Source organism: Myceligenerans salitolerans, assembly GCF_017349295.1.
GTDB classification, from domain to species: domain Bacteria; phylum Actinomycetota; class Actinomycetes; order Actinomycetales; family Cellulomonadaceae; genus Myceligenerans; species Myceligenerans salitolerans.
Map to the genome: position 1 here is coordinate 179,262 of NZ_JAFMPK010000009.1, position 26,736 is coordinate 205,997.

Annotated in this window: 25 protein-coding genes; 18 read left to right on the forward strand and 7 right to left on the reverse strand. The window is 73.4% G+C overall.

Translation table 11 applies throughout. The features are described 5' to 3' along the window. Positions 1 to 38 precede the first annotated feature (38 nt). Together J0911_RS01230 and cydD are read right to left on the reverse strand one after the other, a co-directional pair. Positions 39 to 1,595: an amino acid ABC transporter ATP-binding/permease protein gene (locus tag J0911_RS01230; protein ID WP_207273569.1), complete on the reverse strand. Its 1,557-nt coding sequence runs from the start codon at positions 1,593 to 1,595 to the stop codon at positions 39 to 41. Then, positions 1,592 to 3,448, reverse strand: a complete 1,857-nt coding sequence (gene cydD, locus J0911_RS01235; protein WP_207273570.1) for a thiol reductant ABC exporter subunit CydD — start codon at positions 3,446 to 3,448, stop codon at positions 1,592 to 1,594. The genes J0911_RS01230 and cydD overlap by 4 nt, the downstream gene beginning before the upstream one ends. A gap of 274 nt (positions 3,449 to 3,722) precedes the next feature. On the opposite strand from cydD, the gene J0911_RS01240 reads away from it, so the two are divergent. From J0911_RS01240 to J0911_RS01250, 3 genes are read left to right on the forward strand one after another with little or no spacing between them, the layout of a single operon-like run. Then, positions 3,723 to 4,598: a hypothetical protein gene (locus J0911_RS01240; RefSeq protein ID WP_207273571.1), complete on the forward strand. Its 876-nt coding sequence runs from the start codon at positions 3,723 to 3,725 to the stop codon at positions 4,596 to 4,598. 5 nt (positions 4,599 to 4,603) lie between these two features. Continuing rightward, positions 4,604 to 5,305, forward strand: coding sequence for an N-acetylmuramoyl-L-alanine amidase (locus J0911_RS01245; RefSeq protein ID WP_207273572.1), 702 nt, complete (start codon positions 4,604 to 4,606; stop codon positions 5,303 to 5,305). Further along, positions 5,302 to 6,216, forward strand: coding sequence for a hypothetical protein (locus J0911_RS01250; RefSeq protein ID WP_207273573.1), 915 nt, complete (start codon positions 5,302 to 5,304; stop codon positions 6,214 to 6,216). The genes J0911_RS01245 and J0911_RS01250 overlap by 4 nt, the downstream gene beginning before the upstream one ends. Here the strand turns inward: J0911_RS01250 and cydB are convergent. Together cydB and J0911_RS01260 are read right to left on the reverse strand one after the other, a co-directional pair. Then, entirely contained in the window at positions 6,197 to 7,258 is a 1,062-nt protein-coding gene (cydB, locus tag J0911_RS01255; protein WP_207273574.1) for a cytochrome d ubiquinol oxidase subunit II, read from the reverse strand. The genes J0911_RS01250 and cydB overlap by 20 nt on opposite strands. Positions 7,259 to 7,269: 11 nt before the next feature. Beyond that, positions 7,270 to 8,769, reverse strand: a complete 1,500-nt coding sequence (locus J0911_RS01260; RefSeq protein ID WP_207273575.1) for a cytochrome ubiquinol oxidase subunit I — start codon at positions 8,767 to 8,769, stop codon at positions 7,270 to 7,272. Positions 8,770 to 9,184: 415 nt separating this feature from the next. Between J0911_RS01260 and J0911_RS01265 the strand changes: the two genes are divergently transcribed. Beyond that, positions 9,185 to 12,922 carry an Rne/Rng family ribonuclease gene (locus J0911_RS01265; RefSeq protein WP_207273576.1) on the forward strand — a complete coding sequence of 1,246 codons (3,738 nt, stop codon included), beginning with the start codon at positions 9,185 to 9,187 and terminating at the stop codon, positions 12,920 to 12,922. 111 nt (positions 12,923 to 13,033) lie between these two features. On the opposite strand, the gene J0911_RS01270 is transcribed toward J0911_RS01265, so the two are convergent. Then, entirely contained in the window at positions 13,034 to 13,606 is a 573-nt protein-coding gene (locus tag J0911_RS01270) for a protein-L-isoaspartate O-methyltransferase family protein (protein WP_207273577.1), read from the reverse strand. 256 nt (positions 13,607 to 13,862) lie between these two features. Between J0911_RS01270 and rplU the strand changes: the two genes are divergently transcribed. The 12 genes from rplU to J0911_RS01330 all read left to right on the forward strand — a co-directional run bounded on the left by rplU (position 13,863) and on the right by J0911_RS01330 (position 23,510). After that, complete coding sequence (rplU, locus tag J0911_RS01275) at positions 13,863 to 14,171, forward strand: 50S ribosomal protein L21 (RefSeq protein WP_207273610.1); 309 nt, start codon at positions 13,863 to 13,865, stop codon at positions 14,169 to 14,171. Positions 14,172 to 14,315: 144 nt separating this feature from the next. Then, a complete protein-coding gene (gene rpmA, locus J0911_RS01280; RefSeq protein ID WP_123813642.1) occupies positions 14,316 to 14,576 on the forward strand; it encodes a 50S ribosomal protein L27 in 261 nt (86 codons plus the stop codon). A 195-nt stretch (positions 14,577 to 14,771) separates the two neighbouring features. Then, on the forward strand, positions 14,772 to 16,289 hold the full coding sequence (gene obgE, locus J0911_RS01285; protein ID WP_207273578.1) for a GTPase ObgE: 1,518 nt from the start codon (positions 14,772 to 14,774) through the stop codon (positions 16,287 to 16,289). A 59-nt stretch (positions 16,290 to 16,348) separates the two neighbouring features. After that, the gene (gene proB, locus J0911_RS01290) at positions 16,349 to 17,497 is read left to right on the forward strand and encodes a glutamate 5-kinase (RefSeq protein WP_207273579.1); all 1,149 of its coding nucleotides are present in this window, start codon (positions 16,349 to 16,351) and stop codon (positions 17,495 to 17,497) included. Between the two features lie 77 nt (positions 17,498 to 17,574). Then, positions 17,575 to 18,930: a glutamate-5-semialdehyde dehydrogenase gene (locus J0911_RS01295; protein WP_207273580.1), complete on the forward strand. Its 1,356-nt coding sequence runs from the start codon at positions 17,575 to 17,577 to the stop codon at positions 18,928 to 18,930. 104 nt (positions 18,931 to 19,034) lie between these two features. Then, entirely contained in the window at positions 19,035 to 19,226 is a 192-nt protein-coding gene (locus J0911_RS01300; protein WP_307864854.1) for a hypothetical protein, read from the forward strand. 21 nt (positions 19,227 to 19,247) lie between these two features. Continuing rightward, on the forward strand, positions 19,248 to 19,853 hold the full coding sequence (gene nadD / locus J0911_RS01305; protein WP_207273581.1) for a nicotinate-nucleotide adenylyltransferase: 606 nt from the start codon (positions 19,248 to 19,250) through the stop codon (positions 19,851 to 19,853). Next, entirely contained in the window at positions 19,846 to 21,093 is a 1,248-nt protein-coding gene (locus tag J0911_RS01310) for a hypothetical protein (RefSeq protein WP_207273582.1), read from the forward strand. The genes nadD and J0911_RS01310 overlap by 8 nt, the downstream gene beginning before the upstream one ends. Then, the gene (rsfS, locus tag J0911_RS01315) at positions 21,090 to 21,530 is read left to right on the forward strand and encodes a ribosome silencing factor (protein WP_207273583.1); all 441 of its coding nucleotides are present in this window, start codon (positions 21,090 to 21,092) and stop codon (positions 21,528 to 21,530) included. Before J0911_RS01310 ends, rsfS begins: the two co-directional genes overlap by 4 nt. Continuing rightward, the gene (locus tag J0911_RS01320) at positions 21,527 to 22,213 is read left to right on the forward strand and encodes a histidine phosphatase family protein (RefSeq protein ID WP_207273584.1); all 687 of its coding nucleotides are present in this window, start codon (positions 21,527 to 21,529) and stop codon (positions 22,211 to 22,213) included. The genes rsfS and J0911_RS01320 overlap by 4 nt, the downstream gene beginning before the upstream one ends. A 49-nt stretch (positions 22,214 to 22,262) precedes the next feature. Beyond that, entirely contained in the window at positions 22,263 to 22,685 is a 423-nt protein-coding gene (locus tag J0911_RS01325) for a hypothetical protein (protein ID WP_207273585.1), read from the forward strand. A 69-nt stretch (positions 22,686 to 22,754) separates the two neighbouring features. Beyond that, a complete protein-coding gene (locus tag J0911_RS01330) occupies positions 22,755 to 23,510 on the forward strand; it encodes an alpha/beta fold hydrolase (RefSeq protein WP_207273586.1) in 756 nt (251 codons plus the stop codon). 77 nt (positions 23,511 to 23,587) lie between these two features. Here the strand turns inward: J0911_RS01330 and J0911_RS01335 are convergent, their stop codons facing one another. Both J0911_RS01335 and J0911_RS01340 read right to left on the reverse strand, forming a co-directional pair. Further along, positions 23,588 to 24,223: a transcriptional regulator gene (locus J0911_RS01335; RefSeq protein WP_207273587.1), complete on the reverse strand. Its 636-nt coding sequence runs from the start codon at positions 24,221 to 24,223 to the stop codon at positions 23,588 to 23,590. A gap of 7 nt (positions 24,224 to 24,230) precedes the next feature. After that, a complete protein-coding gene (locus tag J0911_RS01340) occupies positions 24,231 to 24,617 on the reverse strand; it encodes an SANT/Myb-like DNA-binding domain-containing protein (protein ID WP_207273588.1) in 387 nt (128 codons plus the stop codon). A 68-nt stretch (positions 24,618 to 24,685) separates the two neighbouring features. Between J0911_RS01340 and J0911_RS01345 the strand changes: the two genes are divergently transcribed. Next, on the forward strand, positions 24,686 to 26,044 hold the full coding sequence (locus tag J0911_RS01345) for a PEP/pyruvate-binding domain-containing protein (RefSeq protein ID WP_242636090.1): 1,359 nt from the start codon (positions 24,686 to 24,688) through the stop codon (positions 26,042 to 26,044). Positions 26,045 to 26,101: 57 nt separating this feature from the next. Continuing rightward, on the forward strand, positions 26,102 to 26,704 hold the full coding sequence (locus J0911_RS01350) for a histidine phosphatase family protein (RefSeq protein WP_207273589.1): 603 nt from the start codon (positions 26,102 to 26,104) through the stop codon (positions 26,702 to 26,704). Positions 26,705 to 26,736 lie beyond the last annotated feature (32 nt).

Consider the following 26,736-nt stretch of genomic DNA (forward strand, 5'->3'; position numbering starts at 1 on the left):
CGGAAGCGACGTCAGGGGAGTGACGTCACGGGCGTGAATCACCGGCGGAGCGTCAGGGCGACCTCGTGGTCGGCCAGGCCCGCCGGTATCGGGCGGTGGGTCGCCAGGACGACGGCGGTGCCGGTGTCGCGTGCGTGCGCCGCCAGCACGCGGACCACGTCGTCGGCGGCCCGTGCGTCGAGATGTTCCCCCGGCTCGTCGACGAGCAGCGCGTCCGCGCGCGCGAGCAGCGCCCGGGCGATGAGGAGACGGCGCCGTTCGCCCCCCGACACGTTCGTCGCGTCGGTCCCGAGCATGGTGTCCAGGCCGTCCGGCAGCCCGTCGAGCCACGGTGTCAGCCCGACGGCGCCGAGCGCCGCCCGCGCCTCCTCCTCGCCGACGTCCCCGCGCGCCACCCGGAGGTTCTCCAGCACGGTGGTCCCGAAGACGTGACCGTCCTCGGCTATGAATAGTGTGCCAAGCGCGTGCGCCGCTCCCTGGCCCGGGAGGAGACCCGCGGCTCGCATGAGGAGCGTCGTCTTCCCCGAGCCCGACGGCCCGGTCACCACGGTCACCGATCCCGGCTCCAGGTCCAGCGAGACGCCGTGCAGGCCCGGACGGGACTCCCCGACACGTTCCGTGTCGTCCTCCAGGAGGCCGAGCAGCCGCCGAGCGGCTTCCCGGGACCGCCGCCACTGGACCGCCGCGGCTGGGAGTCCGGCGGTCGCCTCGAAGACCGCGAGCGGGGTGAGCACGACGACGCTCAGTTCCTCGGGTGCGAGCCGGCCCGCCGCGACGGCGGGAATGCCCAGCACGAGCGCGGCGATCACCGCGAGGCCCTGGGCGAGCGACCCGAGCGCGGCCGACAGCCCCGAGATCCTCGCCCCGGCCTCGTTCGCCGCGTCCAGCTCCTGGTCGGCGGCCCGGAGGTCCGCCGAACGGCCCCCGAACCGTCCCGCGACGCGCAGTTGCGGGGCCTCCTCCAGCAGTTCCAGCGCGATCCCGCTCACCCGCCCGCGCGCCGCGGCTCCGTCGGCCTCGACGCGTGCGGCCGCCCGCGCGGCCAGCCACGGCACGACGACACCTGCCAGCAGCAGGCACGCCGCCAGCGCGAGCCCGGCCTCGGGCAGGAACGCGCCCACCAGGACGATCGAGCCGGTGCCCGTCACCACGGCCACCCCCGCCGGGATCACGGCTCGCACCACGACGTCGCCCACGCTGTCGACGTCGGCCCCGAGCCGCGCCAGCAGGTCACCGCGCCGCACCGACGGAGTACCGGGAGCCTGCGCGAGACCGGAGTAGACCCGGGCCCGCAGTGCCGACATGCCGCGCAGGGCGACGTCGTGCGAGGCCAGGCGTTCCAGGTAGCGCAGTACGCCTCGCCCGATCCCGAACGCCCGTACCGACACGACCGCGACCGACAGCGTGAGCACCGGGGGCATCTGCGAGGCACGGGCGATCAGCCAGGCCGCGGCGGCGGCGAGCCCGATCGCGCAGACCAGGGCCAAGGAACCGAGGCCGACGGCCGCGGCGACGCGGCCCGGACGGACCTCCAGCAGCGGCAGGAGCCGCCACAGCGGATCACGGACACGCGACGGGCGTGCTTCGGCGTTCATCGGGCGGCTCCCGGCTCGGCGTCGGTCAGGGCGGTGCCGGGCACGGGTCGTGCCGTCACGTCGATCACGTCGTCGGCGATGGCCAGCAGCGACTCGCGATGTGCGACGACCAGGACGGTGCGGCCCTCGCCGCGCCACGTCCGCACGGTGTCGAGAATCTGTTCCTCCGAGCGGGCGTCCAGGTGGGCCGTGGGTTCGTCGAGCACCACGAGCGGGCGGTCCGCGCTGTCGTCGAGCAGCGCGGCGGTGAGCGCCACACGCTGACGCTGACCCACGCTCAGGCCGGTCCCTCCCAGCCCGAGCCGGGTGTCCCAGCCGTGCGGCAGGTCGCGCACGATGTCGTCGAGCCCGGTTCTGCGGGCCGCTCGGGCGACCCGGACGGTGCGCTGCGGAGGGACGAGCCCGCCCTCGGCGCCGGGGGGCAGGTGCAGGATGTCCCGGAGAGTGCCCGGCGGTGTCGACGGCCGCTGGGGGACCCAGGTGACGCGGCGCCACCAGGCCTCGCGGCCGAACTCGTGGAGCGGCACGAGCCGCGTCCCGGTGGACGGCGGGTGGTCGCCGGGCCCGCGGGAACCGCCGGCGTCCGCGTGTCGCTCCCGGGACGGTCCAGGGTGCTCGGCGACTTCCAGCAGGACCTGGCCGGAGTCCGGCTCGACCAGGCCGAGTGCCACGAGGACCGCCGTCGACTTCCCGGAGCCGCTGGGCCCCCGGAGCGCCACGACGCGGCCGTCACCGGGCCGCCCGGAACCGAGCGGGATGCGGGCGCTGAGCCCGGCGGGCGCGACGAGGCCCCGCTCGCCCGCGCGGACGTGGACGTCGTCCAGCACCAGGGTCACGGGCCGGCCCGCACCCTCCGCCGGGCGTGCGGGCCCGGCCTCCGGCACGGCGGCGACGGCGGCGCCCGACGGCGCCAGGAGATCGAGCGCGCGGCCCGCGGCCGCGACGCCGTCGACCGAGGCGTGGAACTCCGCTCCCACGCGGCGCAGGGGCAGGTACACCTCCGGGGCGAGCACCAGGACGGCGATCGCCGCCCCCAGGTCCATCTGGCCCTCGACGAGGCGCAGGCCCACCCCCACGGCGACGACGGCGACCGACAGGGTGGTGAGCAGCTCCAGCACCATCGACGACAGGAACGCGACCCGCAGGGTCCGCATCGTCGCGTCCCGTGACGCCTCGCCGAGGGCGCGGACGCGTTCCGCCGGCCCGGCCGCCCGTCCGAAAGCGCGCAGTGTCGGCAGGCCGGCCACGAGGTCGAGCACCTGGTCACCCAGCCGGGCGACCGCGGCCAGCCGCCGTTCGGAGGCGCCCGCCGTGAGGCGTCCGACGAGCACCATGAAGATCGGCACGAGCGGCAGCGTCACCGCCACGACGGCCGCGGAGACCCAGTCGAGCCACAGCACCACCAGCACCAGGGCGGGAGTGAGCAGCGCGGTCAGGACGAGCTGCGGCACGTAGCGCACCAGGTAGGGCTCGAGGTCGTCGAGCCCACGCGTGACCAGGGTGGCGACGGCGGTGCCGTCCGGTGTCGAGCCGGTGCCGCGGGGTGGGCGCACGGCGACCGCGGTGACCACCTGCTCGCGCAGGTCGGCGATCGTGCGAGACGCGGCGCGGCGCGCGAACCGCTCCTGGGCCCAGGCGACGACCGCACGGCCGGCGACGACGAGGCCCAGTGCCACGAACAGCCCGCCGGCCGGTGTCACCCCGGGCTCCTGGATCACCGGCGCGAGCAGTGCCGCGATCAGCAGCGCCTGCGCGACGACGAGTCCGGCGGAGGCCAGCCCCAGCCCGACGGTCAGCGTGAGATATGAACGTGCCGGCCGAATGTGCCGGAGTCGTGGATCGAGGGGGCGCACCCGCCTATCTTTGCGCGTCGGGGGGCTGCGCAGGAAATGCCGTCCCTCACAGTCCATGACGATTTCCCGGCCCGTGCCGTCCGGGGATCACCACGACGGCCTGTCGGGGCCGTACCCGGCACGCCGTGCTCCCAAGCCGTGCCGGGTACCAGCCCTATCTTTTGCCGATTTCACGCCTGCTGTGCACACTTTCATTCCAGGACGTAATAAATCCCTGCTGATCCGCCCCAGACACGTGGTTCCCGCATTCCAGCGAACTTCGAAGGGGAGTGACATGACGGTGATCAGGAAAGTCGTGGCGCCGCTGCCGGTGTCGTCGGCCGGCGCGCCGGACGGGTCCCGCTCCCGGCGGACGTCTCGCGTGTTCGCCGGTCTCCTGGCCCTGCTGCTGCTCTCGGTGATCGTGGGCATGCTCCAGCTCGGCCGGACGGCGGGCGTCACCGCCGGGCCGGAGGGCGCGGAGCGTGACGCGCGCGCCGCCGCCCTCGACCGCTCGTTCGTGACCGCCGTCGACGAGTCCGCACGGGTCGTGACCGTCGACATGTCCCGGGACCCCGAGGCCGTCTACTCGTGGATGAACGACGCCGACGCCGGCGCCGGCCTCGACGGCTGGACGGTCGAGGTCGCCGGCCTCGACCTGCCCGACGGGAAGCAGCGCGCCGCACTCGACGCCGCCTCGTCGGAGGCCGAGGGCGACCGCGCCGTCGAGCCGCAGTCGTGTCCCGACCTGCCGACGGAACCGCGGACCGACGGCACGGCCACCGTGCCGTATCTCGGTTGCGACCCGGCCACCGGGCACGAACCGCCCGCCGCACCCGTACGGGGCGGCCTCCGGCACTCGCTCGGAACGGCGGTGGACGTCGTGCTCGCCGAGCTCATGCCCGGGGCCGACCTCTCCGCCAGCGAGGCCGTGGTCACGGACGGGCGCGCGGTCGTCGATCTTCCGGCGACGTTTCCCCGGGCAGCCGCTGCCGCGCCCGTTCCCGCCCACGAGATCGACCGGGCCCTGGTCTTCACGGCGCACAGCAACGGCGCTCTCGACTCGGTCCGCTTCCGTGTCGCCGGTGACTGCCTCGCCTACGCCCTCGCCGTCGACGGCGACGTGTGCGCCACCGTGCCCCTTCCCGTCGAGCTCGGCACCGAGGAGTGAGCGCCATGACCTCGAACCGCCGCCGGACCCTCGCCCGGGTGGGCGCCGTCCTGCTCGCCGCCGTCGTCGGCGTGCCGGCCGTCGCCGCGCCGGCCGCCGCCGACGTCGACTACAACCCTGCCGGCTGGAACGGCAAGCGCGTCTACCTGTCGCAGGCCTGCCACGACGGCAACGACGGCGTGCCCGGTGGCTCCTGCATCACGAACCACGGCTGCCGCGACTACTCCGAGAACTCGCAGTCCTTCGCGACCGCTCTGCACGCGATCAACGGGGTCCGGGACGACCGCCTCAACCTCCTCGAACGGGGATACCGCGTACGGCGAGGAACCGGAACGCTCAACCAGAACGTCAACAGCTCCAACAACTACGGCGCGGACCTCCACATCCCGATCCACTCCAACGCCCGTAGCGAGAAGTGCGGGGACACCACCGGCGCCAACCACGGGACGCTCATGATGTACGTGTCGGCAGCCGGCCGGGAGTGCTCGGACTCGTTCGTGCGGTGGTTCGGCCCCGGCAGTCCGGGCACGAACGACGTGCGTTCCTACCGCTCCAACCTCGGTGAGCTGAACAACACCAACGCGGTCGCGTGCTACCTGGAGATGGAGTTCCACACCTGGAACAAGGGCCGGAACTGGCTGCTCGGCGAGCAGGACTACTCGTGGCGCATCGGCAGGTCCATCGACGAGTACCTGGGATACCCGTGACGGCGACGCGCGCCCGGCGGCTCGGTACGCCGGTGCTGGCCGGGATCCTGCTCCTGGCGCTCGCGGGATGTGATCCCGAGAGCACCAGGAACGAGGCCGACGGGGTGCCGCCGACCGACCCGTCCGCCGCCGCGTCGGCGTCGGGCGCCGCCGATCGCGCCGCCGCCGCGCCCGATCCGAGCCGGCCGTCGCTCGAGGTGGTCCCGGTCGGCGGTGATCTCGAGGTGCGGGCCGAGGGGCTGCCCGGCGGGAGCGTCGTCGAGGTGCTTCCGTGCGCGGCCGAGTACGTCCGGCTCGACCGCGGAGCCGCCGACACGATGTGCTCCTTCAACTCGGACGCGGGCGTCGCGGTCGAGACGGCGGCCGACGGCAGCCTTCGCACGACCGTCGAACCCGAGGTGTTCCTGAAGATCAACGGCCACGAGGTGCTGTGCGACACCGGGTGCGTGCTCGGCGTCGTCACGGGTGGGCGGACCGTGCGGGCCGTCGCCCCGTTCACGCTGCCCGACGGCGTCACCGTGCCGGAGGCGCCCGAGCTGACCATCGAGTCGTGGACCTACGACGTGCGGAAGAACACCGGTACCGCCGTCGTGCGGGGCAGCGGCTTCGAGCCGGGCGCCGACGTCGACCTGTCGCAGTGTCCCGTCGCCGCGGACGGGACGGGCGTGGACGGCCCCGACTGCCTCTACGAGTACGGCACGACGGCGGTCGCCGACTCCCGGGGCGCGTTCCGCGTCGACATCGCCGCCTACCCCCTCTTCCAGCGGTCCGACGGCGCGCGGGCCGACCAGTACGTCGACTGCGCCGAGCGGCCCGCCGTCTGCGCGATCGGCGCGCCCTGGGTGGTGGGTGAACGCGTCGCGGTGGCGACGCTCGACACCGCCTCGCGTGTCAGAACGCCGCGTCCTTGATCCGCTTCCACGTCAGGCCCGCGGGCGCGGGGATGTCCTCGGCGGACAGGCGGCGCCGGAACACCCAGTACGTCCAGGCCTGGTAGGCGAGCACGAGCGGGGTGAGGATCACCGCGACGACCGTCATCACCCCGAGCGTGTAGGGCGTCGACGCCGCCTCGGTGACGGTCAGCGACTCGCCGCCGTCCAGCCCGGGCATGACGTCCGGGTACATCGAGCCGAAGATCAGGACCACGGCCGCCACCAGTGCCACGGCCGACAGCGCGAACGCCGTGCCCTCCTTCCGGCGACGGGTCATCACGACCACGCCGACGAGCGCTCCCGCCGCGGCGGCCACCGCCACCCAGGTCCACGGCACCGAGTACGCGGCCTGCGCCCACATCGCCCAGCCTCCGGCGACGACGACGGCCACGACGGAGAGGGCGGACGCGAGGCGGCCGGCGCGCTCCCGGAGGTCGCCGTCCGTCCGCAGTGCGAGGAACACGGCGCCGTGCAGCAGGAACAGCACCGTGGTGACGAGCCCGCCGAGCAGGGCGAACGGGTTGAGCAGTGCCCAGAACCCGCCCACGTACTGGTGCGCGGCGTCCAGCTGGACGCCCCGCACCAGGTTCGCGAAGGCCACGCCCCACAGGAACGCCGGCGTCCACGACCCCACCTGGATCGCCACGTCGCAGCGCCGCCGCCACACCTCGTCCGAGATCTTGCCGCGGTACTCGAAGGCCACGCCACGGACGATGAGTGCCAGCAGGATCAGGAGCAGAGGCACGTAGAAGCCGGAGAAGAGGGTGGCGTACCACTCCGGGAACGCGGCGAACGTGGCGCCGCCCGCGGTCAGCAGCCAGACCTCGTTGCCGTCCCACACCGGCCCGATGGTGTTGATCAGGACGCGGCGCTCCTTGTCGCGGCCCTCGACGCCGGCGCGGGCCGCGCCGCGCGGCAGGATCGACAGCAGCATGCCGACGCCGAAGTCGAATCCCTCGAGCACGAGGTACCCGGTCCACAGCACCGCGATGAGCACGAACCAGAGAATTGCGAGATCCATGTGTCGTTTCCTCAGTACGCGAAGGAGAGGGGGCGGTCGGCGTCGTCGTCGGCCCGCGCCTCCGGCGACTCGTCGTGGACGACGTCGGGGACGCCCTCCACGGCGTAGCGGTGCATGAGCCGGCCCCACACCACGGCGAGCACCCCGTAGAGGACGGTGAACACGACCATGGAGAAGAGCACCATGCCGGGGCTGACGACCGTCGACACGCCGCGTTCGGTGAGCAGGCGGATCTGGTCGATCCCGGTCGGGTTCGGCGCCACCACCCACGGCTGCCGTCCGGTCTCGGTGAAGATCCAGCCGAACGACGACGCCAGGAAGGGTGTGGGGATCGCCCAGACGCCGACGCGGGCGAACCACCGGTTCCCGGTGACGCGCCCGCCCCGGGTGAACCACAGCGCGAGCAGGGCCAGCGCGGCCGAGCCGGCTGCGAGGCCGATCATCAGCCGGAACGACCAGTAGGTCAGCGCGAGGTTCGGGGTGTACGAGATCGGCTCGCCGGCGTCGTCGGTCTCGGCGTACCGCTCCTCGTACGCGGCCTGGACGTCGTACACGCCGGGCAGGTAGCTGTCCTCGCCGCTGAAGCTCCCGGTGCCCAGGTAGCTGGCGAGGCCCGGTACCTCGAGGATGTGCCGCACGCCCTCGCAGGAGTTCGACAGGTCGCCGACGGTGAGGATGGAGAAGGCCGCGGACTCGGTGCCCTCGCACAGTGCCTCCGCGCTCGCCATCTTGCCGGGCTGCTGCTCGAACATGAGCTTGCCCTGGAGGTCTCCCGAGACGCCGACGCCGATCCCGGCGACCAGCATGGTCACCGTGCCCAGCATGACGGCTGGCCGGTACACCTCCCGGGCGAGTGCCACGCGGGTCTCGTCCCCGGTGCGTACCAGACGGACCATCCACCAGGCGGCGATGCCCGCCACGAACGTCCCGGCGGTGAGGAACGCCGCGGCGACGGCGTGCGGGAACGCGGCCCAGAGGGTGTTGTTCGCGAGGATCGCCCAGATGGACTCCATCTCCGCCCGCCCGGTCTCCGGGTTGAACCGGGTGCCCACGGGATGCTGCATCCAGGAGTTGGCGGCGAGGATGAAGAACGCGGAGAGGTTCACGGCAACGGCGACGGCCCAGATGCATGCCAGGTGGACCTTCTTGTTCAGGCGGTCCCAGCCGAAGATCCACAGCCCCAGAAAGGTGGACTCGACGAAGAACGCGGCGAGGGCCTCCATCGCGAGCGGGGCGCCGAACACGTCGCCGACGAACCGCGAGTACTCGCTCCAGTTCATGCCGAACTGGAACTCCTGCACGATGCCGGTCACCACGCCCATCGCGAAGTTGATGAGGAAGAGCTTCCCGAAGAACTTCGTCAGGCGGAGCCAGCGCTCGTCGCCGGTCCGGACCCAGGCGGTCTGCATGATCGCGACGAGCGGGGCGAGGCCGATCGTCAGCGGGACGAAGATGAAGTGGTAGACCGTGGTGATGGCGAACTGCCATCGTGCCAGATCGAGTGCGTCCACTGGGACTCCTGCGGGGTCGGGTCGGAGCTTGTTCTTTTCTTCACAAGCAGCTTAGGCCCGTCGGGTGCCCAGCATGACGACGCGCCGCGTGACATCGGCCACTGATCAGGGTGTCGGCCCGTCCGGGCGCGTCGGCTCGGACGAGGGCGGGGGGCTTGTGCGATAATGAACCTGCCCTTGCCGGACCCACATCCTGGCCGGGGATGCAGAGCCCGCAGTACCGCGTCCGCCGCGGTGCCGCGACAACGGGGAGTGAAAGAGATCCGTCGTCGCAGGCGTCCGCGAAGACACGGCAGGTGGGGCCGCAACCGAGACTTCTGTCCGGCACGTCGCTCCGAGGCGACGTGTTGCAGGACTACCGACCGCCTGGCGGTCCGCCGGTGTGGGGCGGGCCCCAGTAACAGGAGCTACCCACGTGACGACTCCCTCTACCGCCGGTCCGACCGCCGGGTCACAGAACGATCACGACGGCGAGGCCGAGGCCTCCGCGACGACGACCCGGCCGGCACGGCGCCGAGCCACACGCACCACGTCGGCGCCCACCACGACGGCGGGACCGATCATCATCAAGGCCACCCCGGCGGCCGAGCCGTCGTCGCCCGCGGTTCCGGCGTCGAACGTCGTCGCCGGCACGGGATCGTCCGTGCGCCCGCGCCGCCGGGCCACCCGCGGGTCCGCGGCACCTGCCGCGCCTGCCGAGCACGGCGCGGCGAGGGACACCCCGGCGGCGACTCCCGTCGTGGGGCCGGACTCCGGTTCCGAGCCGGTCAGCCCGTCCTCGCCGGCGCCCGAGCCCGCGGCGGCCCCGTCCGAGCCCGCGGCGGAGTCCGCAGGCACGGCCGAGACCCCGACCGAGCCTACGGAGACCGCGGTCGCGGCCGGCGGCACGGCCGGAACGGCGGCCCCGGCCCTTCCCGAGCCGACGGAGACGGCTGCCGCGCCGAAGCGCCGTTCGCGCCGTGTCACCAAGCCGGCCGGTGCCGCGGAGAAGGCCCAGACCGCGCGTCGGTCCCGGTCGGCCGCGCCGGTCGCGACGGACGACGTGGCCGCACCGGGTGACGCGGCACCGGCCGGCCCCGCCGTGCCGGACGAGGCGCCGGCGTCGGCCGCGGCGGACGCTCCCGCACGGAAGACGGAGGCGGCGGCCGCCGCCGGGCCGACCGTCACGAGCGGGACGGGAACCGCCGCCGAGAAGCCGGCCCGCGCGCGGCGGTCCCGGTCCCGCAAGGCCGCCGAGCCCGCGGCCGTCGAGCCCGCTGCTGCGGAGCCTGCCGCTGCCGAGCCTGCCGCTGCCGAGCCCGAGGCTGCCGAGCCCGAGGCTGCGGAGCCCGACGCTGCTGCCGCGCCGACCGGTGGTGCGGTCACGCGCCAGGAGCGGACCGCGCCCCGGACCAGGGCCACGCGGCGGAGTGGTACCGCTCCGGCGTCGTCGGACCCGGGCGCGGGCGACACGAAGGACGAGCGGCCGCGCACGGCGCCACGCCTGGCGACCACCGCCCTGCTGTTCCAGGCACCGGATCTGGCTGCGGTCCGGCGTCCCCGGAGCGAGCCCGGGCTCACGATGCCGGGTGCGCGCGGCGTGATCGCCGACACCGCCTCCGGGACGGACACGCCGGCCGAGGCGCCCGCCGAGGCGCCGACCGACGCCGTCGAGGGCCAGGAGACGGACGGCACCCGGTCCTCGGAGGTCCGGACGGGTACGGGCAAGCAGGGGTCCGCGAGCCGCCGGTCGGGGCGCGCCGCCGGTGAGCCGGTTCACTCGGCCGCCGCGGGCGACACCGCGGGTGCCGCTCCGCGGTTCCAGGCCGCCGAGCTCAGCGACGACGACGCGGCCGCCGTGGACGAGGTGGGCGTCATCGAGGACGAGCTCGTCGCCGAGGGGGTCGAGCTGGCCGAGCTCGGGCCGGAGGATCTCGACGAGGAGGAGGACTTCGAGGAGGACGACTCCCGCCCCAACCGCCGGCGTCGGCGGCGGGGAGGCCGTGGCCGACGCGGCGGGCGTGCGCGGGACGCCCGGCCGGACGACGAACCGACCGAGCCGAAGCCGGCGGACGAGCAGGGCGACGAGTCGCCCGTGCGCGACGAGCCGGAGGACCACGACGACGGCGCGGGCGACGACGGGGACGCCGGCAGTCGTCGGCGTCGTCGGCGCCGTCGCGGGAGCCGTGCCGAGCGTGCCGAGGCGGCTCGCAGCAGCCGGACGTCGTCGGACGAGGTCACGGCGCTGAAGGGGTCGACCCGGCTGGAGGCCAAGCGGCAGCGCCGGCGTGAGGGCCGCGACGCGGGGCGGCGCCGGCAGATCGTCACCGAGGCCGAGTTCCTGGCGCGCCGCGAGTCGGTCACCCGGTCGATGGTGGTGCGCGAGCAGGACGGTCGCACCCAGATCGCGGTGCTGGAGGACGGTGTGCTCGTGGAGCACTACGTCTCGCAGCAGTCCCAGACGTCGATGGCCGGCAACGTCTACCTGGGCCGGGTGCAGAACGTGCTGCCCTCCATGGAGGCCGCGTTCGTCGACATCGGCAAGGGCCGTAACGCCGTGCTGTACGCGGGTGAGGTGAACTGGGACGCCGCGGGGATCGCGGACGGCCAGCCACGTCGTATCGAGGAGGCGCTCAAGTCGGGCGACACCGTGCTGGTGCAGGTCACCAAGGACCCGATCGGGCACAAGGGTGCGCGCCTGACGTCGCAGGTCACGCTTGCCGGCCGGTACCTCGTGTTCGTGCCGGGCGGCGGGATGACCGGGATCAGCCGGAAGCTGCCCGACACCGAGCGCAACCGGCTCAAGAAGATCCTGCGCGAGGTGGTGCCGGACGGCGCGGGCGTGATCGTGCGCACCGCCGCCGAGGGGGCCAGCGAAGAGGAACTGCGCGCCGACGTCGAGCGGTTGCAGAGCCAGTGGGACGCCATCACGACGAAGGCCGACCGCTCGAAGAAGTCCGCCCCCGTGCTGCTCCAGGGCGAGCCCGACCTCGCGATCCGCGTGGTGCGCGACATCTTCAACGACGACTTCTCCTCCCTCGTGGTGGCGGGCGAGCGGGCGTGGGGCGAGATCTCCGCCTACGTGGACGAGCTCGCGCCCGACCTGCGGGAACGGGTGACGAAGTGGGCGCAGCCGGGGGACGTGTTCGCCGAGCACCGGGTCGACGAGCAGCTCGCCAAGGGCATGGACCGCAAGGTGTGGCTGCCGTCCGGTGGCTCGCTGGTGATCGACCGTACCGAGGCCATGACCGTCGTGGACGTCAACACCGGCAAGTTCACCGGTGCGGGCGGCACGCTCGAGGAGACCGTCACGCGGAACAACCTGGAGGCGGCCGAGGAGATCGTGCGGCAGCTGCGCCTGCGGGACATCGGCGGCATCATCGTCATCGACTTCATCGACATGGTCCTCGAGTCCAACCGCGACCTGGTGCTGCGGCGCCTGGTCGAGTGCCTGGGCCGGGACCGGACCAAGCACCAGGTGGCCGAGGTGACCTCGCTGGGCCTGGTGCAGATGACCCGCAAGCGCGTCGGGCAGGGCCTCGTCGAGGCGTTCAGCGAGACGTGCGAGCACTGCAACGGCCGCGGCTTCGTGGTGCACGACCACCCGATCGAGCGCGGTCCGTCGGGCGGCGACCAGGGCGACAACGGCTCCGGCAACGGCGCACGCAAGCGCCGCAAGAAGGGTGGCAAGACGGGCGCCGAGGTCCCTTCCCCGGCCAAGGGCGCGTCGCACGGGGCGGCGGTGCTCCCCGAGGAGAGCTCCGAGGAGCGCGCGGACGTCAAGGCCCGGCTCGCGACGATCGCCGCCGCGGCGCAGCACGCCCACGAGGACGACGGCGCCAAGGGCGGGGCGGATGCCGTGCCGGACGTGGACCCGGCGGCCGACTCCGGGAGGAGTGCCGCACCGGCAGCCGAGCCGGTGGCGGAGCCCAGGCCCGAGCCGAAGTTCGAGCTCGACCTGCCCGTACCGAAGACCGATCCGGGGGAGCGGGCCGCCTCGCGGCCGTCGGCGTCGCTCGACGCGATCGTCCTGCCGGACCGGTCGGCGAAGCCCGAGGAGGCCCCGGCGACGTCCGGGAACGGACCGGAGGTGATCGCGGAGCGGTCCGACGGCGAGGCGGACGGCGGCGACACTCCCGAACCGCCCAAAGGAGCCGGCGACGAGGTCGCCTGAGAACCAGCAGAAGAAGGGGTTCTGGTCCAGGCTCCTGGGCCGCTGAACCGTCACGGAGGGCCGCCACCCGCAACGGGGTGGCGGCCCTCCGCCGTTGCCGTGGCTGGTGGTTCAGCCCTCGACCAGAGGGACGAAGCGATAGGCGCCGTGCTCGCTCACGTGCACGTCGCCGTCCGCGTGGCGCTCCACGAGCAGCATCCGGCCCCGTACCGGGATGACCATGAGCCCGCCGGGAGCGAGCTGGTCCACCAGCTCCGGGGGCAGGCGGTCCGCCGTGGCCGACACCAGGATCCGGTCCCAGCCGCCCGTCCGGGGCGCGCCCAGTGCGTCCGTCTCCGCCTGCTCCACGCGTGCCCACCCCATCCCGGTCGCCGCCACGTTCGCCGCGCCCCACTCGGCCAGCCGGGCGTGCCGCTCGACGCCGAGCACCTCTCCGTCGGGGCCGGTCAGGTGGGCGAGGAGCGCGGTGGTCCACCCGGACCCGGCGCCGACGTCCAGTATCCGGGCGCGTCGCGGGACGCGGAGAAGGCGCAGCATGGCGGCGACGGTGCTGGGCTGCGAGGAGGTCTGGCCCTGACCGATGGGCAGCGGGTGGTCGGCGCCCGCGAAGGAGCGCTGGCTGCGCGGGAGGAAGCCGGTGCGTGGCACGGCCCGCATCGCGCCCGCGACGGCGTCGTCGGCCATACCTCTCAGGGTAGGCCGTCGTCGTCACCTCGGGTAGGCCGTCGTCGCGGGAGCGCCCGCGCCCCGTCGCCCATCTCACAGGCCGCGCGGTTTGAACGGCATGGTCGCATCCCGTAATCTTGGACGTCGGTGCGCGCTCTGCGCACCAGTCCCGCGTGCCCATGGCGCACCGCACTCGACCGCCGCGGCGGTGAGAGTTACAGCCAAGCCGGTGACCGACGTCGTGCGCACGCCAAGACGAGGAGAAGAGTTCAACGTGGTGTACGCGATCGTCAAGGCCGGTGGCCGGCAGGAGAAGGTGTCCGTCGGTTCCATCGTCGTCATGGACCGTGTCCCGGCGCAGCCGGGCGAGTCGGTGGAGCTGCCGGCTCTGCTGCTGGTCGACGGGGAGAAGGTGACCACCGACAAGGCCGCGCTGGCCAAGGTCAAGGTCACCGCCGAGGTCGTGCGGGACGAGAAGGGCCCGAAGATCACGATCCTCAAGTACAAGAACAAGACCGGTTACCGGAAGCGGCAGGGTCACCGCCAGCCGCTGACCCGCCTCAAGGTCACCGGTATCAACTGACGCAGGCGATGGGCTCGGTGGAGGCTGAGGTGCCGAGGCACTCGCCCGGAGCCGAGCGCGAGCAGCGTCAGCACGAGACTGAGCTTCCGCCGGGTCGATCCCGGCGGCTGTACTTCCAGAACTTCCCGAAAGAGGTCAGCAGAGATGGCACACAAGAAGGGCGCGAGCTCCTCGCGCAACGGTCGTGACTCCAACGCCCAGCGCCTCGGCGTCAAGCGCTTCGGTGGCCAGGTCGTGAACGCGGGCGAGATCATCGTGCGCCAGCGTGGCACGCACTTCCACCCGGGCAACAACGTCGGCCGCGGTGGCGACGACACGCTGTTCGCCCTGACCGCGGGCGCCGTCCAGTTCGGCACGCGACGCGGCCGCAAGGTCATCGACATCGTCGAGCCCGCCGGGGCCTGAACCCGGCTCCCGCGAGAGGGGCGTGCCCGGCCGGGCACGCCCCTCTCGCCGTTCCGGGACCGACCCGGTCCCGGACCGTCACCAGGCGGTGGCCGGGCGTCGGCGCCGACGGGCCACGTTGCCGGCCCGAGGCGTTCCCGCACGGCGTCATCGTCGCGCTCGGCCCACCGAGCGCACTCCTGAGAGGATCGATCCATGGCCAGCTTTGTCGATCGCGTCGTCCTGCACGCCGCAGGCGGTAACGGCGGGCACGGCGTCGCGTCGATCCGTCGCGAGAAGTTCAAGCCGCTCGCCGGCCCCGACGGCGGCAACGGAGGCGACGGCGGTTCGGTGAAGCTGGTCGTCGACCCGCAGGTGACCACGCTGCTCGACTACCACCACTCACCGCACCGCCGTGCCCCCAACGGCACGCAGGGGATGGGTGACGACCGCGACGGCGCCAACGGCGGTGACCTGGTCCTCGGCGTGCCGGACGGCACGGTCGTCAAGGACCGCGACGGCAACGTCCTGGCGGACCTGGTCGGAGCGGGCGCCGAGTACGTCGTCGCGCGGGGCGGGCGGGGTGGCCTGGGCAACCGGGCGCTCGCCTCGCCGAAGCGCAAGGCGCCCGGTTTCGCCCTGCTCGGGGAGCCGGGCGACGAGGCGGACGTGGTCCTCGAGCTGAAGACCATCGCCGACGTCGCGCTCGTCGGCTACCCGAGCGCCGGCAAGTCGTCGCTGATCGCCGCGATCTCCGCGGCACGGCCCAAGATCGCGGACTACCCGTTCACGACGCTCGTGCCGAACCTCGGGGTGGTGCAGGCCGGGGAGTCGCGCTACACGGTGGCCGACGTGCCCGGGCTGATCCCGGGTGCGAGCGAGGGCAAGGGGCTGGGTCTGGAGTTCCTGCGGCACATCGAGCGCACGGCGGTCATCGTGCACGTGCTGGACTGCGCCACGCTGGAGCCGCAGCGCGACCCGGTGAGCGACCTGGACACGCTCGAGGCGGAGCTCGCCGCGTACGCGGGCGACCTCGGGATCGAAGGCGGCCGGGTCCCCCTGGCGGAGCGGCCCCGCATCGTCGTGCTGAACAAGATCGACGTGCCCGACGCCCGGGACCTGGCCGAGATGGTGCGGCCCGACCTGGAGGCGCGGGGACTGCGCGTCTTCGAGATCTCGACCGCGTCCCACGAAGGGCTGCGCCCGCTGACGTTCGCGCTGGCACAGATCGTCGAGCAGGCCCGGGCGGCGGCGCCGGAGCCCGAGCCCCAGCGGATCGTCCTGCGGCCGAAGCCGGTCGACGCCGCGGGCTTCACCGTCACCCGCAAGGGCGGCGAGCGTGACTACTGGTTCGAGGTGCGCGGTGCCAAGCCGGAACGCTGGGTCAAGCAGACCGACTTCAACAACGACGAGGCGGTCGGGTTCCTCGCGGACCGGCTGGAGCGGCTCGGCGTGGAGGACAGCCTGTTCAAGGCGGGCGCGGTGGCCGGCGACGAGGTACGGATCGGCGACCCGGCGGACGCCGTCGTCTTCGACTGGGAGCCCACCCTGACCACCGGCCCGGAACTGCTCGGTGCCCGCGGCACGGACCTGCGCCTCGAGGAGGTCAGGCGCCCGACCCGCGCGGAGAAGCGACGCGAGTTCAACGAGCGCATGGACGCCAAGGCGGAGGCCCGTCGCGAGCTGTGGACCGAGCGCGAGTCGGGCATCTGGACGGATCCGGACGAGGACTGAGAAGTTCGACTGGCGAAATCATCGAGCGTCTGCCCGGGGCCGCCGGTGATGATGGGGGAGTGGCCCCCGCTTCCTCCCGTGCCGCGCTGCCCGCAGCGCGCCGTATCGTCGTCAAGATCGGATCGTCCTCGCTGACCCGCCCCGACGGGCACCTCGACGAGAGCGCCCTTCGTTCTCTCGTCGACGTGCTCGCGGCACGCGTGACCGACCCGGCGACGGGCGGCCAGATCGTTCTCGTGACGTCGGGTGCGGTCGCGGCCGGCATCGGCCCGCTCGGGCTCCCGGCCCGCCCGCGCGACCTCGCGACCATGCAGGCGGCCGCGTCGGTGGGTCAGGGGCAGCTCGTCGCCCGGTACACCGAGGCGTTCGCCGGGCACGGTGTACGGGTCGGGCAGGTGCTGCTCACCGCCGAGGACACCGTGCGCCGGTCCCGCTACGCGAACGCGCAGCGATCGCTGGAGAAGCTGCTGGCCCTCGGCGTCGTGCCCGTCGTCAACGAGAACGACGCGGTCACCACCGCGGAGCTGAAGTTCGGCGACAACGACCGGCTCGCCGCTCTCGCCGCCCACCTGGTGCGGGCGGACGCGCTCGTGCTGCTGACCGACGTCGACGGGCTGTACGACGGGCCGCCCTCGCGGCCGGGGACGCGACGCATCCCGCACGTCGAGCGGCTGTCCGACGTCGCCGGCGTCGAGGTGACGGCCCGGGGCAGCGCCGTCGGCACCGGCGGGATGCTCACCAAGCTCCAGTCGGTGCGCATCGCCACGGGGGACGGGATCCCCGTGGTCCTCACGCACGCCGGCGACGCGGCCGCGGCGCTCGCCGGCGCCGACACCGGAACGTTCTTCGCGGCCACGGGCCGCCGCACGACCGCGCGCCGGCTGTGGATCGCGCACGCCGCCGGGACCCAGGGACGGATCCATCTGGACGACGGCGCGGTGCGAGCGGTCCGCGGCGGCCGCGCGTCGCTGCTGCCCGCCGGGGTGACGAAGGTCGAGGGCGTGTTCGACGCGGGCGATCCCGTCGAGCTGGTCGGGCCCGACGGCGTCGTGGTCGCCCGCGGGCTCGTCGCGTTCGGTTCCACGGACCTGCCGGCACTGCTCGGCCGGACCACGCACGCCCTGCGGGAGGAGCTCGGCGAGGGCTACGACCGTGAGGTGGTCCACCGGGACGATCTGGTGCTGGAGGGCACCGACCGCACCCCCTGAGCGCGGCGCCCCCCCCGGACGACCAGGTTGTGGATAACCCCTGCCGGGTGTCGGCACGGGGCCGTAGGCTCGTGGTCATGACGAGCCTTGCACCTGACACGGGCTCCGCCTCCCGCGAGGCGGAGCAGCACGCACCCGGCGTGGCCGAGGCGACGCCGGCGTCGCCGGACGACGCGGCCGCCGCCGTTCAGGAGATCGCCAGCCGGGCCAAGGTCGCGTCGCGGGCACTGGCCACGGCGAACCGCGCCACGAAGGACGCGGCACTCGGCACGATCGCCGACGCCCTCGTCGCACACGCCGAGCGGATCGTGGCGGCGAACTCCGAGGACATGGAGCGTGGGCGGGCCAACCGCATGTCGCCCGGCCTGCTGGACCGGCTGGTTCTCACGCCGGACAAGATCGGGCAGATCGCCGACGCCGCTCGTGAGGTGGCCGGGCTGCCCGATCCGGTCGGCGAGGTCGTCCGTGGCCAGACCTTGCCGAACGGGCTGCGGCTTCGGCAGCTCCGGGTCCCGATGGGTGTGGTGGGCATGATCTACGAGGCCCGCCCGAACGTGACCGTGGACGCCGCGGTGCTCGCCCTCAAGTCCGGGAACGCGGCGGTACTGCGCGGCGGCTCCGCGGCGGCGTCGTCGAACCGGGTGATCGTCGAGGTGCTCCGTGCGGCCCTGGAGGATTGCGGCCTGCCCGCGGACCTCGTGCAGACCATCGACGCGTACGGCAGAGAGGGTGCTCGCGCGCTGATGCGCGCCCGCGGCCTGGTCGACGTACTCATCCCGCGTGGCGGTGCCGAGCTCATCCAGACCGTCGTCGCCCAGTCGACCGTGCCGGTGATCGAGACCGGCGTCGGGAACGTGCACGTGTACGTGGACGCCACCGCCGACGTCGAGATGGCCGTGGACATCACCATGAACGCCAAGACCCAGCGCGTGGGTGTGTGCAACGCGGCCGAGACCCTGCTCGTGCACGCCGACGCCGCACCCGCGTTCCTGCCCGCCGCCCTGGCCGCCCTGGCCGAGGCCGGAGTCGTCCTGCACGGCGATGCTCGCGCCCTGGAGTACGCGCCGGCCGGTGCGACGGCGGTGCCCGCCACCGACGACGACTGGGCCACCGAGTACCTCGCACTCGAACTCGGTGTGAAGGTGGTCGAGTCCCTCGACGAGGCGATCGACCACATCCGTACCTGGTCCTCGGGGCACACCGAGGCCATCGTGACCCGTGACCTCGCGGCGTCGGAGCGGTTCGTCGCCGAGATCGACTCGGCCGCGGTCATGGTGAACGCCTCCACCCGCTTCACCGACGGCGGAGAGCTGGGTCTCGGGGCCGAGATCGGGATCTCGACGCAGAAGCTCCACGCGCGCGGTCCCATGGGCCTGGCCGAGCTCACCACCACCAAGTGGATCGTGCAGGGCGACGGTCATGTGAAGCCGTAGTCTGCGCAGGATCTCTCCGGACCCTCACACCGTCCGGATACGGTACGTCCGGCCCGGCATGAGAGACTGGGGCCCACCTGAGCACGAACCACAGGAGGACATCCGTGCTGCACACTGCGGTCCAGATTGCCGAGACCACCACCGAACACGCTGCCGAGCTGCCTTTCTCGCCGCTCGTGTTCGGCCTGATCGCCTTCGGCTCGCTGGTGGCCGGTCTGCTGTTCACCTTCGCGTTCCGCAACGTGAACAACCGGCATGCCGAGGTTCCGGTCACCCACGACGACGCCGGCCACTGAGACCAGGTCGGACCGGCGCCAGTGACAGCTCAGCGGCCCCGTATCGGCGTGATGGGTGGGACCTTCGATCCCATCCACCACGGCCACCTGGTGGCGGCAAGTGAGGCGGCGGCCCGGCTCGACCTGGACGAGGTGATCTTCGTTCCCACGGGCAGGCCCTGGCTCAAGCATCATCAGCACGTCACGGAACCCGAGCACCGCTACCTCATGACGGTGATCGCCACGGCGTCCAACCCGCAGTTCACGGTGAGCCGGGTGGACATCGACCGCCCTGGGACCACGTACACCGTGGACACCCTGCGCGACCTCCGGCTGGAGCGCCCCGACGCCGACCTCCACTTCATCACCGGCGCCGACGCGATCCAGCAGATCCTTACGTGGAAAGATGCCGAGAAGCTCTGGGACATGGCACACTTCGTGGCGGTCACCCGCCCGGGGCATCGCTTGACCGTGGAAGGGCTGCCCACGGACGGGGTGACGACGTTGGAGGTCCCGGCGCTCGCGATCTCGTCGTCCGACTGTCGTCGGCGTGCGGGTGCCGGGCTGCCGGTGTGGTACCTGGTGCCGGACGGCGTGGTCCAGTACATCGCGAAGCACGGACTGTATCGAGGTCTTCAGGATGAGTGACAACAATGGCCGGCCTCTGACGCGGCGCGAGATCCGCGAGAGAGAGGCCGCGGCGCGAGCCGCCGCGGAGGGCGGGGGACAGTCCCCGGGTGGCCCCCCGCAGCGCGGCACCGGGCCGCAGGCCGGAGGCTTTCCGCCGCAACCGCCCCCCGTCGCGCGGCCCCCGCAGGCGTCCGGCACCCGCGGAGTGGACGCCACGGGTCGGCTGACGCCCGTGCAGCAGCAAGGTGGCGCGCCGGGTGCCGACGCCCCCACCGCGTTCCCGCCGTCCCGTGGTGGCGCGGCTCCCGCAGGCGGCGCCCCGTCCCCGTTCCCGGGCCGCACCGGCGCACCGGCGGACCCCGGGGGTGGCCCGACCGGTCCGCAGAACCCCTTCGGCGGACGCGCCGGCGTCCCCGTCGATCCGGCCGGCGGCCCCAGCGGTCCGCAGAGCCCGTTCCCGAGCCGTTCCGGTGCTCCGGCGGGTCCCGCCGGCGGCGCGGCGACGCCTCACAGCCCGTTCGGCGGACGGCCTGGTGCTCCGGGCGATCCGGCCGGTGGTCCGACCGGTCCCCAGAACCCGTTCGCGCCTCGCACGCACGGCTCACCGCCCCCGGCAGCACCGGGTGCTCCGGACGACTTCTCCGACGAGACCGTGCGCCGGGCGCCGCAGGCCGCTTCGCCCTGGGGCGCTCCGGCGTCGGGCGGAGCTCCCGGGCAGGCCGTGCCCGGCTCGCCGCCCGGTCAGGGTGGTCAGAGCGCACCTCCTGCCGGTCCCGGCTCACCCTTCGCGGACCGTGGGCCGAACCCGGCGCGGGCGGACGTCACCCAGGTCGCCGCCACGGGTGTGCCCTGGGGCAGGAACGCTCCCGCTCCCGGTCCCGGCGGCGTACCGGGGCCCGGAGGTGCTCCCGGGTCGTCGCCCTTCCCGCCGGCCGGGGGCGCCCCCGGCGGTCCACCCGGCATGCCGCCCCCGGGTGCGGGTGGGCCCGGCGAGCCCAACCATGGCTTCGACGCGATGGTGGGGGGCGGCCGGCAGCAGGCCGGCCGGAGCGGCCACGGTCCCGAGGAGGACTGGGACGAGACGGAGGAGGACCCGGGTCCTTCGTACACCTGGTTGCACTACGTGATCCTCGTGGTGGTGGCGTTCGTCCTGGGTCTGCTCATCTGGAAGCTCGTGCTGGAGGAAGACCCCTCCTACAGCGCGGACCAGGCGGCCCGGTTGATCGCGTCCGTGCTCCCCGGGGCGGGACTCGCATGACGGCGACCGAGCGCGCCCGTGAGCTGGCCGTCGTGGCGGCCCGGGCGGCGAGCGACCGCAAGGCGCAGGAGATCATCGCCCTCGACGTGAGCGAGCAGCTCGTGCTCACCGACATCTTTCTCATCGCGTCGGGCACGAATGAACGCCAGGTGTCGGCGATCGTCGATGCGGTCGAGGAGGCCATGTACAAGGCCGGCTCCAAGGCGATCCGCCGAGAGGGGCTCTCGGAGGCCCGCTGGGTGCTGCTGGACTTCGGCGACGTCGTCGTACACGTGCAGCATGCCGAGGACCGCGTCTACTACGCGCTCGAGCGCCTGTGGAAGGACTGCCCGGAGATCGAGCTCCCCGAGGACGCCCGTGGCGGCGGCGACACGGCCGAGTTCGGCGGCGGCGACACGGACGCCGCCATCCACCTCGACCCCGGGCCCCGCCCGTGACGGCGGGCACCATCGTCCTCCTCCGTCACGGCCGGACCGCCTACAACCACACCAAACGTCTGCAGGGACAGGTCGACATCCCGCTGGACGACGTCGGGCGCTGGCAGGCCGAGCAAGGGGCGAACGCCCTCGCGTCGTCGCACACGGCGACGAAGGTGGTGGCGAGCGACCTGCAGCGTGCCTTCGACACGGCGACCGCGTACGCGAAGCTGGTGGGCGTGGACGTCGAGCGGGACGAGCGGATGCGCGAGCGCTCGTTCGGCGAGTGGGAGGGCCTGAACAGCGAGGAGATCGCCGCGCGGTGGCCCGCCGAGCACGCCGAGTGGCGAGCCGGTGCGGAGCCCGTGCGGGCCGGCGCGGAGTCCCGGGCGACGGTCGCCGAGCGGATGACCGCCGGGGTCCTGGAGCACGCGGCCGGCCTGGGCGCCCAGGACACGCTCGTCGTGGTGTCGCACGGCGCCGCGATCACGCTGACGCTCACGCTCCTGCTGGGCCAGGATCCCGTCACCTGGCGAGGCATCAGCGGCCTGCACAACGTGCACTGGTCGCACCTGCACGCCGCCGACCCGCAGGGCCGGCCCGGGTGGCGGCTGGTGGCGCACAACGTGGGCGCTGGTTATCCGCTCGACCACTGGGTGGCGGGTCCGGACTGGAACCTGGAGCCGGACGTCTCGGGCGAGTGACCGGGCACGACCGGTGCCGATGAGTGGCCGAACATCGTGAGGAGGGGCCATGGGCAGTTCGTGGGCGGAGCAGCGCACCGAGGCCGCGCGCCTGCAGGCCGAGCGGCTGCGTGAGCGCCAGGACGCCGAGCACGCACGCGCCGAGGCGATGCTCGCCACGTTCGTCGAGGCGGCCCGCGGTGCGGGCCTGCCGCCCGAGCCCCTCGTGGTCCGTGGGTACGGCGGGCGGGGGACCGCCCGCACACCGCTGCGAGGCTGGTACCTGCGGACGGACCGTACCGCAGCGGTGTCCGACGACGGCGGCTTCTACGTGCTGACCGCGCCGCTGACGCTGCTCGACCGCCTGCGCGGCGTGCGTCCGGAACGGAAGCGCCCTCCGCTGGTGCTCGGTGCCGGTGGCAAGGACGGCGACTCGATCGAACTCTCGGCGGCGCTCGACCGGCTGCTGCCTGGCAGGCAGCCGGGAGCCTGAGGGGAGCCCCGCGCTTCCGCACGGGCCGGCGGGTGGCCGGGGCCGACGTGCCGGGACTACCGTCAGCCGATGCATCTCACTCATGACACGACAGGTTCCGGGCCTGATGTCCTGCTGCTGCATGCGGGCGTGGCCGACTCGCGGATGTGGGGCCCCCAGCGGACGGCGCTCGCCGAGCACCATCGCGTGACGACGTGCGACCTGCGCGGCTACGGCGACACGCCGCTCACGGGCGAACCGTACAGCGACGCCGACGACGTGCGGCGGCTCCTGCAGACGCTGAAGGCTCCGGTCACGATCATCGGGTCCTCGGCGGGCGGGCACGTGGCCCTGCAGGTCGCCTCGGGGTGGCCCGAGCTCGTCGACCGGCTCGTGCTGCTCAACCCCGCGTATCCGTTGCCGGCCACGCGTTCGCTCGAGCGTTTCGCGCGGCGCGAGGACGTCCTCCTGTCGGCCGACGACATCGAGGGCGCCACCGAACTGAACGTGGCCACCTGGGTAGGGCCCGAGGCCGCGGAGGAGGCCCGCGAACTCGTGCGCACCATGCAGCGCCATGCGTTCGAGGTGCAGCTCGGCGTCGGTGACACGGTGAACCAGCTGCCTGGTCCGGACACCGACCTGGCACGCGTCACCGCGCGGACGCTCGTCGTCTCGGGCGGTCAGGACCTGGACCACTTCCGTGAGGTGGCCGGGCACGTCGTCGCGCGGATCGACGGCGCCCGCCATGTCCAGCTCGGCTGGGCGGGTCACCTGCCGAGTCTGGAACGTCCGGACGAGATCACGGAACTGATCACGGCATTCCTGGACGACCGGTCGGCCGGCTGACACCGGCGTCGACGGCGCCGCGTGAGAGCCCTGGTCGTGGGTCGGTGGGAGCCGCAGACCTGACTTCCCCCGGCGCGCTACCCGGGAACCCCACGGTCGACGCCGAGGGTGGCGACGAGGTCCTCGTGGAGCTGGAACCAGACCCGGTGGCAGGAGTCGACGCCGGTCCCGTCGACCCAGCCGTGGCGTCCTGCCCGTGCGCGGTCGAGGGCGGAGCGGAACCGGGAGTCGTAGCCGCCGAACCGCGTGAGTACGGCGGCGAGCCGGCCGATCAGCGGGGTGAGGGAGTCACCGAGCGAGCCCAGTTCGTCGAGCACCCGGTGGTCCCAGGAGGGATCGTCGTGATCGTTCGGCGCGAGCCGGTCGCCGCCGGCGGGCTTGAGCTGCCAGTCGGTGACCGCACGCAGCAGACGTGCGTTGAGCGGAAGGAACTCGCGGTGGACGACGGCGATCTCGTTGCTCGGATCCGCCGCCCCTCGTTCCACGGCAAGCAGGCGCTCGTTCTCCGCCCTGCCCGTGTCGGTCAGGGACCAGCCCTCGTCGCCGGCGAACGCCGTGAGCCGTACCCAGCCGCGACGGTCCGCCTCGCGTAGCGTCGCGACGGTCTCGTCGAGCCCGGCGGCGGCCTGGTGGGCGATGTCCGCGCCGTCGGCGTAGCCGAGCAGACGCACGGCGTGGAGCACTCGCAGCGGGGTCGGTGAGGGGTGCGTCATGGAGTCCTCACCGTGTCCGGGCGGCGAGTCGCGTGAAGTGCTGCTGGCATGCCTGGGGCGAACGGAATCCCATCGCCTCGGCGATCTGCGCCCACGTGAGCCCGGCGTTCCGGGCGGTGAAGAGCAGTCCGGTCTCCAGTCCTTCGACCTCGGCGCGGGCGGCGGGCAGCAGTGTCAGTGCGGCGAGGAGGTCGTCGTCGCTCAGTTCGGCGGAGCGCCAGAGTGCGAACTGACCGAGGTCGACGGCCGTCGGGGGCAGTGGCGCGGGCCGCCACGGGCGTGGTCCCGCCTCGGCGGCCCCGAGGGCGAGGAGGCGCTCCTGAGCGCGCTGTTCGCGGACGGCGCGAGCGTGATCCGCGGCCGCGGTGTCATCGAGGTCCTGCTTGCGTTCCATGCGGCCATCCTCCAGAATCAACACAATGTTGTCAACGGAATGTTGATGGATGGAGGGATGATCCGGCGATGGTTCCACGAGCGAACGCTCCACGGCCGATGGTCCTACCGCTCGCGCACGCGACCGCCGACACGTGCGGCGGGAAAGCGGCGCCGCTGGCGGTGCTGCTGCGAGAGGGGCTGCCGGTGCCCGACGGCTTCGTCGTGCCGCTCACCGCACACCGGGATGCCGTCGAGTGCACCGCTGACGGCTCGCCCCGGGTGTCGCCCGAGTTGCGGGAGGAGCTCGCCCGGAGGCTCGCGGCCATGGGAGACCCGGTGGTGGCGGTGCGTTCCTCGGCCGTGCGTGAGGACACGGCGGCCGCGTCCGCGGCCGGCCAGTACGAGAGCGTGATCGCCGTCCGGGGGCCGTCCGCGGTCTCGGACGCGGTCCGCACCTGCTGGGCGTCGGCGCGCTCCCGTCGCGTCGCCGACTACTGGCGTCAGGTCGACGGCCGGGCCACCGCCGCGGCGCCGGACGCACGAGGACGGGCATACGGGTTCCCGACTCCCGGCGGGGACCGCGTCGTCGTGGCGGCGGATTCCGGCACACCGGACGTCACGGATGTGGCGGTACTCGTCCAGCGGCTGGTCGACGCCGACGTCGCGGGCGTGATGTTCACCCCGTCCGCACCGGGCGGTGCGACCCGTGTCGAAGCCTCGTGGGGGCTCGGCCTCCACGTGGTGGGAGGGGTCGTCGCTCCCGACGTCTACGAGGTCCTCCCGGACGGGAAGGTCCGGCGGACCGTCGGGGACAAGGCCAGCCGCGTGGACCGCACGCCCGGCACCGGCGCCCCCGACGGCGGCCTGAGCGTTCGTGCCGTTCCCGTCCGGGAGCGGGCGCAGCCCGTGCTGGACGACGCCACGGCCGGCGCGCTGGCGGCCCTCGGCGGCCGGGTGGCGTCGATCCTCGGGCGTCCCCAGGACGTCGAGTGGGCGCTCGCGGGCGGCAGGCTGTGGATCCTGCAGGCGAGGCCGATCACGGTGCCGCTTCCTCCGCTGCGGCCCGTGAGGCCGCCGGTGGACGGCGCGGTCCTGACCGGTGTGCCGGGTGCGTCGGGCTCCGTGAGCGGGGTCGCTCGCGTGCTGCACGGTCCGGACGAACTCACACGTGTGGTGCGTGGGGACATCGTGGTCTGTCGTGACACGGAGCCGGCGTGGACGCCGGTGTTCGGTGTCGCCGGTGGGGTCGTCACGGAGACCGGGGGAGTGCTGTCCCACGCCGCGATCGTCGCGCGTGAACACGGGATCCCGGCGGTGCTCGGAGTCCCCCGCGCCACCGCCGACATCCGTGACGGCGCTCGCGTCACTCTCGACGGCACCGCGGGCACGGTGAGTCTCGCATCCGAGGGGGCGTCGCTGCGCGAGACGCGCGACCGCGACGCGTGACGACGAAGTCCTCTGTGACGGAAGGGAGCGGGCAGGGCGCGAGTCCTGCGGTGACCCATGGCGACGAGATACCTCTACATCGCGCGGCACGGCGCGGCCGACCCGTTCGGTGAGCTCACCGACGCCGGGCGCGAACAGGCGAGGCTTCTCGGCCGGCGCCTGGCTCACCTGCCGATCGACGGCGTCTGGCACTCGCCGTTGCCACGTGCGCGGATCAGCGCACGAGAACTCGCGGCGCAGCTCCGCGCAGGCACGCCGGTCGGGGAGGCCGGCGAGCTCGTCGACCATGTCCCGTACGTGCCGCCGCCCGATGAGCTGCCTCAGCCCTGGAAGCCGTTCTTCGACGGTGGCGATGCCCGCGAGGCGGCCGAGGGAAACCGGACCGCCCGCCACCTGACCGCGCGGTTCGCCACCGCGCCTGACCGGGGCCGCGACGTCCACGAGGTGCTGGTCACGCATGCCTACCCGATCGCGTGGCTCATCCGCGACGCGTTGTCCGCACCGCCGGCCCGGTGGCTCGGCCTCAGCAGCGCGAACACGGGGCTGACCGTCATCGAGTACCGTCCGGGTCTTCCGCCGAGCATGGTCATGTTCAACGACATGACGCACCTGCCGGCCGAACTGCGCTGGACGGGATTCCCGCGGATGGAGCGTCCGTGAGGTGCGGGCGTCGTCGTGCGCCGGTCGACCGG